The following is an 11,345-nucleotide window of genomic DNA, read 5'->3' as shown; positions in this document are numbered from 1 at the left end:
CGACCGGCTCACGGCCGCTCGTGGGAAGGGGTGAGGCGGATGAGGGGCGGACTGGACGAGACACTGGCCCGGATGCGTCGGCGCGAGGAGGCGCTGCGCCGCCGGTCCACGGATCCGTCGACCGACGACCAGCCCGATCCGGGGCCGGACGCGCCGTCCGGTGCGGCGGCGAGCCGGACGGACAGCCGGAATGCGGGACCCGGCTGGACGGGTGCGCCGGAACGCGTACCCGGGACGTCTCCGCGGCAGGTCGCGGAGGAGGTGGCCGAGGCGTTGCGCGTCGTGGTCGCGGCCCGTCCGGGCACCAGCGTCACCGCCCGGGTCGACCACGACGGCACCGCGTACGACCTGCGGGTGGCCTGGATCGGCCAGGAGGTCGTGGTCAGCGGGCAGCCCGCCACGCCGCCGCCGGCCTGGCCGGTACCGATCAGCGACGCGACCGGCTGGTCCGACGCTCCGGAAGCACCGCAGCCGGACCCGGCGGCCCGGCTGGCCGAGCTGATCCGTCGTGACCCGTCGCTGCTCACCGGTGAGGATCAGCCGGGCTGATCGCACGGGGGGTGACCGGGCCGGTTAGGGTCGCTCGGGTGGGCGAACCCGAGTTGACCCTGATCGCCAGTCTGCGTCCGGCCGCGCTGGACGCCCGGCGTGGCATCGTCCGGCTGCACCCCGAGGCGCTCACCGCGCTCGCGCTGCGGCCAGGCGATCCGGTCCGGTTGACCGGCAGGCGGGTGACCGCCGGCATCGCCGCCGAGGCCGAACCGGGCTCCGGTGCCGGCCTGCTGCACGCCGACGACCTGACGCTGGGCAACCTCGGCGTCCGCGACGGCGGGGAGGTCACGGTGCGCCCGGCACCCGTCACCGCCGCCCGCCGGGTGCTGCTCTCCGGCCCGGCCCAGATCGTCGCGGTGGTCTCCCCGGAGATGCTGCGACTGGCGTTGCTCGGCAAGGTGGTCACCGCCGGGGACGACGTCTCCCTGCTGCCCCAGGACGTCCTCCCGGACGCGTCGACGCGCACGCTGGTGGAGGCGGCCCGACGCAGCCTCTCCACCCGGGTCGGCTACGCCTGGACCAGCACGCTCCTCCGCGTCGTCGACGCCGACCCGGCCCCGGGGGCGCTGGTCACCATGGACACCCTGGTCGGGTGGGAGCACGGCCCGCAGACCCGGGGGGAGACCGACGCCCGCAGGTCGGCGACCGCCGTCTCCGCCGGGCTCGGGCGACCGACCGGTGGGCGTACGACGGTGGGCGCTGACCGGCACACCGACGCGGACGCGGAGACCGGTGCCGAGGTCTGGGCCGACAGCGAGGTGCACCAGGAGCACCTTCCGTCGGTGGACGAGCTGCCCGGCCTGCGGTCCCAGGCGGAGGAGCTGACCGAACTGCTGGACCTGGGCTTCCACCACGGTGAGGTGCTCGGCCGACTCGGCACCACCGTCGCGCTCGGCGTACTCGTCGCCGGTCCGGCCGGCTCCGGGAAGTCCGCGCTGGTCCGGGCGGTGGCCGCGCAGGTCGGTGCCCGGGTGCACCAGCTCTGGGCTCCCGAGGTCGCGGCGCTGACCAACTCCTCGGCCGCGGCCCGGCTCCGGGCGGTGACCGCCGAGGTGGTCGCCGGTGGCCCGGCCGTGCTGCTGGTCTCGGACGTGGAGGCGCTGGCCCCGGCGGACAGCCCCGGCCCGGTGGGGACCGTGTTCCGGCAGTGCCTGGCCGAGGTCGTCCGGGCCGGCTCGGCGGTGGTCTGCACCACGGGCCGACCGGAGGCCGTGGACCCGGCGCTCCGCGCCCCGGACCTGCTCTCGCTGCGGATCGACGTCCCGCTGCCGGACGCCGCCCTGCGCCGGGAACAGCTCACCGTGCTGACCCGCCCGGTGCCGCTCGCCGAGGACGTACGGCTGGACGAGGTCGCCGGGCGTACCCCCGGGTTCGTCGCCGCCGACCTGGCCGCGCTGGTGCGGGAGGCCGGTGTACGCGCGGCCCTGCGCCAGAAGTCGGTGGAGAACCCGACCGTAGCGATGGCCGACTTCACCGCCGCGTTGGAGGTGGTACGGCCGACCACCATGGCCGCCTCCACGCTCGAACTGGCCCGGGTGACCCTCGACGACGTCGGTGACCTGGTCGAGGTCAAGCAGACGCTGACCGAGTCGGTGCTGTGGCCGCTGACCTACCCGGACACGTTCGCCCGCCTCGGCGTGCAGCCACCGCGCGGCGTCCTGCTCTACGGTCCGCCCGGCTGCGGCAAGACGTACCTGGTGACCGCGCTGGCCGGGTCCGGCCGGGCGAACGTGCTCTCGGTCAAGGGCGCCGAACTGCTGTCGAAGTGGGTCGGCGAGAGCGAACGCGCGGTCCGTGAACTGTTCCGGCGGGCCCGGGAAGCCGCGCCGACGCTGGTGTTCCTGGACGAGGTGGACGCCCTGGCCCCGGTACGCGGCCAGGCCAGCGACGGCGGCACCACCGACCGGGTGGTGGCCGCGCTGCTGACCGAGATGGACGGCGTCGAGTCACTGCGCAACGTGGTGGTGATCGGCGCGACGAACCGGCCCGACCTGATCGACCCGGCGCTGCTGCGGCCCGGACGGCTGGAACGGCTGGTCTACGTCCCGCCGCCGGACGCCGAGGCACGGACGGCGATCCTGCGGGCCGCGGCCCGCAACGTACCGCTCGCCGAGGACGTCGACCTGCCCTCGCTCGGCGCGGAGCTGGACGGCTTCTCCGCCGCCGACTGCGCGGCGCTGGTCCGGGAGGCGGCGCTGGCCGCGATGCGCGAGTCGCTGACCGCCGCCACGGTCACCGCCGACCACGTCGCCACCGCCCGATCCCGGGTACGCCCGTCCCTGGACCCCGACCAGGTCGCCTGGCTGGCCGCCTACGCCGACAAACGCAGCTGACCCCACCACGGTGGGGTCAGGGGGCGGGGTTGAGGGCGATCTCGGCGTACACCCGGTCGCCGTCCTCGCGCAGTTTGGCGCCGCACCTCTCCAGCACGTACAGGGCACCGTGGTTGTCCGCCGTGGTGTCCGCGACCACGGTCCGCACTCCGACGTCCGGCGCGAGGTTCATCAGCTCGCACAGCGCCGCCCGCCCGATGCCCTGGCCCCGGGCGGACTGGCCCAGCCACATGCCCACCTCGACGGTGTCCGGGGCGTCCCGCCGGGTCATCCGGATCATGCCGACCACCTCACCGCCGGCCAGGATGGCGTACATGGCGGTGCGTGTGGGCCCGTCGAGCCCGCCGAAGCTGGCGCGGTGGAACTCCCGGAACGCCTCCCGCCGCGCGTGCGACCAGCCCGCCGGTGCCTCCACCGGCGGCATCACCTCGGCCGGTTCCGCCTCGGCCGCCGCTACGGAGAGCAACGGTTCGAGGTTCTTCTCGTCTACCGGCTCCAACCGGACCGCACCCGTCACGTGCCGCAGTCTCCCGCGCCCGACGCCGCAAGTCCACCCGGTCCGCGTCGACCGACCCCTCCGGCGGACGGGTTCGACCGGTCGGACCGGATTTCGTCCGACCTCACGCTCCGCTGTCGTCCGACCGAGTGAATTCGCAGTAGACGGCAGACGCGTCGTCGGCCGGCTTGTGCCGGCGCAGCCGGTCGGGGTGCTCCCGCTCGGCCGACCGGACCAGGTCGACGAGCGCGCCCGGACCGCCGGTGGACACCACGTCCAGCAGGCCGGCCCAGTCGAAGAGGCCGAACTCCTCGACGGCGGCGGAGGCCCCGTCGGTGAGCAGCACCGCGCGCCGCAGCGCCTCCGGGCCCCGCAAAGGCAATGTGCCGACCACCGCCTGGTAGGCGGCGTCCGGATCGGCGGCGGCGACCCAGTAGCCGTGCGTACGGTTCATCCGCTCGCGCTGCGCGGTGACGGCGTGCCGGAAGCGGGTCGCCCGGTCCGTCGAGTCGGGCAGTGCGGTGGCGACGGCGCGTAACCGGGCCACCGAGGCGGCCAACCGGTCGTCGGTGACCACCCCGACCCGACCACCGATGTCGAGCACCAGCGGGCTGTCGCAGAGCACCAGGTAGTCGACCTGGTCACCACCGTCGCGCAGCAGGCACACCGTGCTCGACGGCGTTCCGGGGTGGTCGAGATCACACTGCCCGCCGTGGTCGGAGCGGACCGCCAGGATCGCCGCCGCCAGGTTGCTCACCAGCGTCGCCGCCGGGCGCGCCGCCTCGGCCAGCCCCAGTCGGGCGGCCAGGTGCCGGACGTACCACTGCGGCCCGTGTACGCAGCCGGTGTCGAAGCCCTCCGGCACGGTCGCCCCGTCCAGGACACCGACCAGCGGGCCGAACCGGAACACCAGGTCCTCGTTGACCGCCCGGCCCGGTGGCGGGGCGGACGCGGAGCGTACCCGCATGGTCGGCGCGGCACCGACCGCCGGGCCCCGCCGACGCTCCTCGGAGACGGCCTCGGGCAGCCCCGCGTCCGTCCTCGGATACGTCACCTGTGCGGTACGCCTCGGTCGCGTCGGGCCTGATCCGGTCATCGTCGCCACCTCCGTGCCCCGGCTACCCGCCGCGCGGTCCGACATTCTCCCCGGTCAGCGGCGCCTGTTCCGTGCGCGGGAAGCGCGCAGCCGGACCAGCCGGCCCACCAGCACCGGGTCTGCGGCCAGCGCGGCCGGATTGTCCAGCAACGCGTTCAGCAGCTGGTAGTAGCGGGTCGCGGAGAGCCCGAAACGGTCCCGGATGGCCTGTTCCTTCGCACCGGCGTGTCGCCACCACTGGCGTTCGAAGGCGAGGATCTCGCGGTCCCGGTCGCCGAGCCCCCCGGCGGGCGGAACGGCTGCCTCGGGGGCACTCTCCGCTGCGGCGTCCTCGGCGGTGTCCTCGGGTCCTTCGGGGCCGACGACACCCGCGTCCGGCGCCCGGGTCGACTCCACCTCGGGGGCGGACCGTGGCGGCGGCACCGTGACGGCGTCCGGACCGGTCTCCGCTGTCTCAGCGGCGTCGGCGGGCTGCATGGGGCTCCTCTGCGAGGGGCGGCCGGCACGAGCAGCGCCGACCGGGTCCACCAGCCTAACCAGGGGCATCTTCCGACGCATCGTGACGCGTACGCACCACCGCCACCACGACCCGAGGGCGGTGGTGGCGGTGGCGTCCGCAGTCGGTCGAGTCAGTTGATGTCGCGGCGGCGCATCGCCCACATCGCCGCGCCGAGGAAGAGCACGACGCCGACCGTGAACAGCAGCGACGAGTGCTGCCAGGTGATCGCCAGCGTCGCCGGCTCACAGTTGCCCGTGTACGAGGCGTCGCAGGAGCGCCAGTCCTGGAGCTCGATCTCCTTGGTCATCCAGGCGTACGCGTAGGTGGGCAGCAGCCACGCGTCGAGGTACCGCACCTGGATCATGCTCAGCAGGACGGCGATCGCCATCTGACCGACCACCAGCACCCCGATCGCTCCGCCGAGCGCCATCGCGGTGTGCCGACCCAGCGACGCCAGGGCGAAGCCCACCGTCGCCGCCACCAGTGCCAGCACGATGCCGCGAAGCCCGGTGAGCAGGAACGACTGCCAGGCGCCGGAGGTCATCTGCTCGGTGCTGCCGCGCAGGTTGGCGACCAGCCACATGCTGCCGAACCAGGCCACCGTGGCGGGCAGCGCCAGGGCGAGCAGCCCGGTGAGCAGCGCGCCGAGCTTGGTCAGCAGCACGGTCAGCCGTTTCGGTCGCCAGAGCAGCAGGTTCATCATCCCGCCGGTGCTCCATTCGGCGCCCACGAAGGAGGCGCCGACCACGAACCCGATCAGGGCCAGGATCGCGGCGAGCGGGATCAGCATGTCGCCGAAGCTCTCGCGGAAGTCGAACGTCGAGGGCAGGAACCACTCCGCCTCGATGTCCTCACGTGCCGGCGGGCTGATCTCCGCGCAGTTGGTGGTGTAGAACTCCTCGCCCGTCGTCTTCGCCCGCTCGCAGGCGACGCGCTCCTGCTCGGCCCAGCGGACCTGCTCCTGGTACTGCCGGTCGGCGGACCGTTCCGCCGCGGCCCACTGGTCCGGGCCGATCTTCTGGTTGCTGACGAACATGCCGACCACGACGACGGCCAGCACCAGCAGGCCCCCCACCGCCATCCAGCGGGCGAAGCGTCGTTTGGCGAGCCGGCGCAGCTCGGTACGGAAGAGACTCACGCGCCCCAACCTCCTGCGGTGGGCGCGGACGGTGCCGCCCCATCGATTCGTACGGACTGGTCGACCTGCCGGTGCTGACCGGGGACCGGTGCGGTGGCGGTCAGTTCGAGGAAGACGCTCTCCAGGTCGACCGCGATAGGTGCGAGTTCGCTGACGTAGAGCCCCTGCTCGGCGAGGAGCCGGGTGACGGTGGCCGGCTTGTCCACCCCGGCGAGCATCAGGTGGTCGGCGTTCGTGGTGACCCGTACGCCCGCCTGGGTCAGCGCGGCGACGGCGACCGGCAGGTCGGTCACGGCCTCCAGCCGGACCCGCACCCCGCCCGACGAGTGCTGCGCCAGCACCTCGTCGACCGGGCCGAAGGCGACCCGACGACCCAACGAGATGATGGTGACCGAGTCGCAGATGAGCTGGATCTCGCCGAGGATGTGGCTGGACAGCACCACCGTCATGCCGGATTCGGAGAGATTGCGCATCAGGGAGCGCATCTCCCGGATGCCGCCCGGGTCGAGGCCGTTGGCCGGCTCGTCCAGGATCAGCAGCCGTGGGTTCTTGAGCAGTGCCGAGGCGACCGCGAGCCGCTGCTTCATGCCGAGCGAGTACGTCTTGACCCGCTCCCCGGCCCGGTCGCGCAAGCCGACCAGTTCCAGCACCTCGTCGACCCGCTGCGCGGGCACGTCACCGGCGCCGGCCAGCAGCGACAGGGTGTCCTTGGCGCTGAAGTGCGGGAAGAACTGCGGGCTCTCCACGATCGCGCCGACCTGACCGGCGACCTGCGGCAGCGCTGCGGGCACCTCGTGCCCGAGGATCGCCATCCGGCCGCCGTCGGGCCGGATCAGGCCGAGCAGCGTACGCAGTGTGGTGGTCTTGCCCGACCCGTTGGGGCCGAGGAAGCCGTGCACCTGTCCCGCCTCGACGCGCATGTCGAAGCCGTCCAAGGCGTTGCGGGTGCCACGTCGTCGGCTGCGGTACGTCTTTCGTAGACCTTCGATTTCCAGGACAGCTGGCAAGCTGCACCTCCCCCGTTGGTGTGTGGGCGACGACGACACCATACGCGGTATGCAGCGGAAGGCAATACCCGGTATGCAGTGCCACGCCGGGGGTGTTGTTAGCAGGGGTCCCCTGCTCTACCGGAGGCGCTAGGAGGGGGCCCTTCCTTGCACGTCAGGCGCAGATGACGTGGACACCGGCGACGCGGAAGGCATCGACCACCTCGGGTGCCGCACCCGAGTCGGTGACCAGCGTCTCGACCCGCTCCACAGAGCAGATGCGGGCGAAGGCGTGACCGCCCAGTTTGGACGAGTCCGCAATGATCACGACCCGCTTGGCGCGGGCCACCATCAGGTTGTTCATCGCCGCCTCACCCTCGTGGTGGGCGGCGGCGCCGAGCTGCGGATCGATGGCGTCCACGCCGAGCAGCGCCACGTCGAGGGTGACCTCGCGCAGCAGCGCCCCACCCAACGGGCCGACCAGCTCGAACGACTTCGGCCGCACCACCCCGCCGGCCACCACGACCTTCATCCGGGACCGGACCAGTAGCTCGTTGGCGATGTTCAGGGCGTTGGTGACCACGGTCAGCTGCGCGCCCTCGGCATTGGTGTTGAGATCCGGGCGGACGGCCAGCGCCCGCGCCACCTCGGTGCTGGTGGTGCCGCCGTTGAGGCCGACCACGGTGCCCGGGGACACCAGCGCGGCGGCGGCCGCGCCGATCCGCTGCTTCTCGGCGGAGTGCTTGGCGGTCTTGTAGCGCAGCGGCAGGTCGTACGAGACACCGTTGGCGACCGCGCCACCCCGGGTACGCGTGATCATCTGCTGTTGGGCGAGCTGGTCGAAGTCGCGGCGGATGGTGGCCTGCGAGACGTCCAGGCGTTCGGCGGCCTCCTCGACGGTGACCCGACCGGAGTCGGTCAGCATTTCGAGCAGGGCGTTCCATCTCGCGTAGCGGTCCACCCCGGAGCCTCCGTCACTGCACGATCCGTGATTGGTTGCGTGCACAGTAGTGCGCGAAACTACGATGAGGCAAAACCTCTGGCTGCGCGTTCACCCCTGCGGTTGCCATTACCACCGCGTTTCGAGCAGAATGGCGCTCGAAAGATGCGGTTAACGAGCCGTATTGCGCAGCCAGCGGCAACGCACGTCGAGCCGCACTGCGCAACAAGCCGTGCTGCGCGACAAGCTGCACTGCGCAACGAAGGGCATGACGCAGCGAACTGGCCTGCGAGGAGTTCTCATGGCGTACGTTTCCGCGGAGATCACGAGCCAGCCGGACTGCTGGCGCCAGGCGGCCGACCTGGCCCCCTCGGTGGTCGACCGGCTCCCCCGCACCGGCGAACGGGTCGCCGTCGTCGGCTGTGGCACCTCGTGGTTCATGGCCACCGCGTACGCGGCCCGCCGCGAGGCCGTCGGGCACGGCGAGACCGACGCCTTCCAGGCCAGCGAGTTCCCCGCCGGACGGCGGTACGACCGGCTGCTGGCGATCACCCGCTCCGGCACCACGACCGAGGTCCTCGACCTGCTCACCGCCGTACGCGGACAGATCCCGACCACCGTGCTGGTGGGCGACCCCGCCGCACCGGCGGTCGACATCGCCGACGCCAGCGTCACCATGCCCTTCGCCGACGAACGTTCGGTGATCCAGACCCGCTTCCCCACCACCGCGCTGGCGCTGCTCCGCGCCCACCTGGGTGACAACATCACCGCGCTGGTCGCCGACGCGGAGGTCGCGGTCCGCGCCCCGCTGCCGATCGACCCGAGCCTGATCGAGCAGGTCACCTTCCTCGGCCGGGGCTGGACGATCGGGCTGGCCCAGGAGGCGGCGCTCAAGTGCCGCGAGGCGGCCACCTTCTGGGCCGAGGCGTACCCGGCGATGGACTACCGGCACGGCCCGATCTCCGTCGCCGCACCGGGCCGGCTGGTCTGGGCCTTCGGCGAGCTGCCCGACGGGCTGCCCGAGGACGTCGCCGCCACCGGTGCCGCCTTCGCGCACAGCCGCACCCACGGTGTCCGTACCGTGCTGGGCCGCTGGGCCGCCGGGCGTACCCCGGTCGACCCGATGGCCGACCTGATCCTGGCGCAACGCTTCGCCGTCGCCCTGGCCACCAGTCGCGGGCTCGACCCCGACGCACCCCGGCACCTGAGCAGGTCCGTGGTACTCACGTGACCGCAGATCACGAGCGGGTCGTCGTCGCGTTGGACGTCGGCGGCACCGGGATGAAGTGCGCGCTGATCCGGCCCGACGGTGCCGTGGTGCACGCCGAACGGCACCCCACCGAGGCGGCCCGGGGTGCCGAGGCGGTCGTCGACACGATCCTCGCCGTGGCCGAGGGGCTGGCCGACAAGGCCCGCGCCGACGGCCTCGCCCCGGCCGCGCTCGGCGTCGTGGTGCCGGGCGTCGTCGACGAGGCACGCGGCGTCGCGGTCTGGTCGGCGAACGTGGGCTTCCGGGACGTACCCCTGCGGGAACTGGCCACGGCACGCCTCGGCCTGCCCACGGCGCTCGGGCACGACGTGCGGGCCGGCGGGCTCGCCGAGGCGCGCCTCGGCGCCGGCCGCGACGCCGGGCACGTGCTCTTCGTGGCCATCGGCACCGGCATCGCCGCCGCGCACGTGGTCGCCGGGTCGGCCGCCACCGGCGCACACGGCGCGGCCGGGGAACTCGGCCACATCCTGGTCCGCCCGGACGGCCCGCCCTGCGGCTGCGGCCGGGCCGGCTGCCTGGAGTCGATCGCCTCCGCCTCGGCCGTCGCCCGCCGCTACGCCGCACTCACCGCCGGGTCGGACGTCGGGTGCGCCACCGGTTCCGGTACGCCGCCGACGATGGTGAGCGCCGCCGAGGTGGCCGCGCGCGCGGCTGCCGGTGAGGAGATCGCCAGCCGGGTGTGGCGGGAGGCCGTCGCGGCATTGGCCGACGGGTTGGCCACCGGCCAGGCCCTCTTCGACGTGGAGACGATCGTCCTGGGCGGTGGGCTCGCCCAGGCCGGTGCCGGGCTGTTCGACCCGCTGCGTGCCGCGCTGCGGGACCGGCTGACGTTCCACCGGGAGCCACGACTGGTCCCGGCCGCCCTCGGCGACGAGGCGGGCTGCCTCGGTGCCGCCCTGCTCGCCCTCGACCAGCTGGAGACGTGATGACCGTACGGGTTAACGGCAAGGTGGTGACCCCGAGCGGGGTGATCCGGCAGGGTTGCGTCGAGGTCCGGGATGACCGGATCAGCGCTGTCGCCGAGTACCCGTCGGTCCAGGACGGCCACTGGGTGGTGCCCGGCTTCGTCGACATGCACACCCACGGCGGCGGTGGGCACACCTTCACCACCGGCGACGCCGACCAGGCCCGTGCCGCCGCCGCGTTCCACCTGCGGCACGGCACCACCAGCCTGCTCGCCAGCCTGGTCAGCGCGCCGTTCGACCTGATGCGCGCGGCCACCGCCGCGTTCGCCCCGCTGGTGGGCGACGGCGTGCTGGCCGGTATCCACTTCGAGGGGCCGTACCTCTCCGCCGCCCGGTGCGGCGCGCAGAACCCGGAGTTCCTCCGCGATCCGTCCACCGACGAGCTGAACGAGTTGATCAAGATCGGTGACGGCGCGGTGCGGATGGTCACCCTCGCCCCGGAGCGCCCGGGCGCGTTGGAGGCCATCGAGCTGCTCACCCGGCAGGGCGTGGTCGCCGCCGTCGGGCACACCGACGCGACGTACGAGCAGACCGTCGCCGCGGTGGCGGCCGGGGCGAACGTCGGCACCCACCTGTTCAACGGGATGCGTCCGGTGCACCACCGCGAGCCGGGACCGGTGGTGGCGTTGCTGACCGCCCCGAACGTCGTGTGCGAGCTGGTCGCCGACGGGGTACACCTGCACCAGGGCACGTTGACCTTCGCCACCGGCACCGCCGGTCCGGAACGCTGTGCGCTGATCACCGATGCGATGGCCGCCGCCGGGATGCCCGACGGCGAGTACGAGCTGGGCGGGCAGGCGGTGACCGTGACCGACGGAGAGGCCCGGCTGGCCCGGGACGGGGCGATCGCCGGCAGCACCCTGACCATGGACGCGGCGCTGCGCAACGCGGTGGCCGCCGGGATCCCGGTGCCCGACGCGGTGCGCATGGTGTCCACCACGCCGGCGCTCGCGATCGGCCTCGGCGACCAGGTAGGCGCCCTCCAGCCCGGCCTCCGCGCCGACCTGGTGGTGCTCGACGACGACCTGCGGGTCGTCCGGGTGATGCGCGGTGGCGACTGGGTCGAGTGA

The 11,345-nt window shown here is 73.4% G+C and carries 11 protein-coding genes; 5 read left to right on the top strand and 6 right to left on the bottom strand.

The genetic code is table 11. The features are described from left to right. Positions 1-39: 39 nt before the first annotated feature. Both ABZ738_RS01125 and ABZ738_RS01120 read left to right on the top strand, forming a co-directional pair. Entirely contained in the window at positions 40-549 is a 510-nt protein-coding gene (locus tag ABZ738_RS01125; protein ID WP_131054341.1) for a hypothetical protein, read from the top strand. A 38-nt stretch (positions 550-587) separates the two neighbouring features. Beyond that, positions 588-2,885, top strand: a complete 2,298-nt coding sequence (locus ABZ738_RS01120) for an AAA family ATPase (protein ID WP_131054340.1) — start codon at positions 588-590, stop codon at positions 2,883-2,885. A 16-nt stretch (positions 2,886-2,901) separates the two neighbouring features. Here ABZ738_RS01120 and ABZ738_RS01115 read toward each other — a convergent pair whose 3' ends face one another. From ABZ738_RS01115 to ABZ738_RS01090, 6 genes are all read right to left on the bottom strand, one after another. Then, positions 2,902-3,402, bottom strand: coding sequence for a GNAT family N-acetyltransferase (locus ABZ738_RS01115; protein WP_131054339.1), 501 nt, complete (start codon positions 3,400-3,402; stop codon positions 2,902-2,904). Positions 3,403-3,505: 103 nt separating this feature from the next. After that, positions 3,506-4,477, bottom strand: coding sequence for a hypothetical protein (locus ABZ738_RS01110; protein ID WP_236145833.1), 972 nt, complete (start codon positions 4,475-4,477; stop codon positions 3,506-3,508). 54 nt (positions 4,478-4,531) lie between these two features. After that, positions 4,532-4,954, bottom strand: coding sequence for a DUF3263 domain-containing protein (locus tag ABZ738_RS01105; RefSeq protein ID WP_131054338.1), 423 nt, complete (start codon positions 4,952-4,954; stop codon positions 4,532-4,534). 152 nt (positions 4,955-5,106) lie between these two features. Then, on the bottom strand, positions 5,107-6,114 hold the full coding sequence (locus ABZ738_RS01100; RefSeq protein WP_131054337.1) for an ABC transporter permease subunit: 1,008 nt from the start codon (positions 6,112-6,114) through the stop codon (positions 5,107-5,109). Then, complete coding sequence (locus ABZ738_RS01095; protein WP_131054336.1) at positions 6,111-7,121, bottom strand: ATP-binding cassette domain-containing protein; 1,011 nt, start codon at positions 7,119-7,121, stop codon at positions 6,111-6,113. Before ABZ738_RS01095 ends, ABZ738_RS01100 begins: the two co-directional genes overlap by 4 nt. Positions 7,122-7,275: 154 nt before the next feature. Continuing rightward, positions 7,276-8,061: a DeoR/GlpR family DNA-binding transcription regulator gene (locus ABZ738_RS01090; RefSeq protein ID WP_131054335.1), complete on the bottom strand. Its 786-nt coding sequence runs from the start codon at positions 8,059-8,061 to the stop codon at positions 7,276-7,278. 280 nt (positions 8,062-8,341) lie between these two features. Here ABZ738_RS01090 and ABZ738_RS01085 point away from each other — a divergent pair, with 280 nt between their 5' ends. From ABZ738_RS01085 to nagA, 3 genes are read left to right on the top strand one after another with little or no spacing between them, the layout of a single operon-like run. After that, complete coding sequence (locus ABZ738_RS01085) at positions 8,342-9,271, top strand: sugar isomerase (RefSeq protein WP_131054334.1); 930 nt, start codon at positions 8,342-8,344, stop codon at positions 9,269-9,271. After that, on the top strand, positions 9,268-10,236 hold the full coding sequence (locus ABZ738_RS01080; RefSeq protein WP_303393509.1) for an ROK family protein: 969 nt from the start codon (positions 9,268-9,270) through the stop codon (positions 10,234-10,236). The genes ABZ738_RS01085 and ABZ738_RS01080 overlap by 4 nt, the downstream gene beginning before the upstream one ends. Then, the gene (gene nagA, locus ABZ738_RS01075; protein ID WP_357210222.1) at positions 10,236-11,345 is read left to right on the top strand and encodes an N-acetylglucosamine-6-phosphate deacetylase; all 1,110 of its coding nucleotides are present in this window, start codon (positions 10,236-10,238) and stop codon (positions 11,343-11,345) included. The genes ABZ738_RS01080 and nagA overlap by 1 nt, the downstream gene beginning before the upstream one ends.

Source organism: Micromonospora sp. NPDC047793 (assembly GCF_040642635.1).
GTDB lineage: Bacteria > Actinomycetota > Actinomycetes > Mycobacteriales > Micromonosporaceae > Micromonospora.
Note: the sequence above shows the minus strand (reverse complement) of the source record. Positions and strands in the feature narration are given on the sequence as shown.

Bases quoted from the DNA above. Each gene is read 5' to 3' on its own strand.
- ABZ738_RS01125 (WP_131054341.1), top strand. From the start codon at position 40: ATGAGGGGCGGACTGGACGAGACACTGGCCCGGATGCGTCGGCGCGAG.
- ABZ738_RS01110 (WP_236145833.1), bottom strand. From the start codon at position 4,477: ATGACCGGATCAGGCCCGACGCGACCGAGGCGTACCGCACAGGTGACG.
- ABZ738_RS01105 (WP_131054338.1), bottom strand. From the start codon at position 4,954: ATGCAGCCCGCCGACGCCGCTGAGACAGCGGAGACCGGTCCGGACGCC.
- ABZ738_RS01085 (WP_131054334.1), top strand. From the start codon at position 8,342: ATGGCGTACGTTTCCGCGGAGATCACGAGCCAGCCGGACTGCTGGCGC.
- nagA (WP_357210222.1), top strand. From the start codon at position 10,236: ATGACCGTACGGGTTAACGGCAAGGTGGTGACCCCGAGCGGGGTGATC.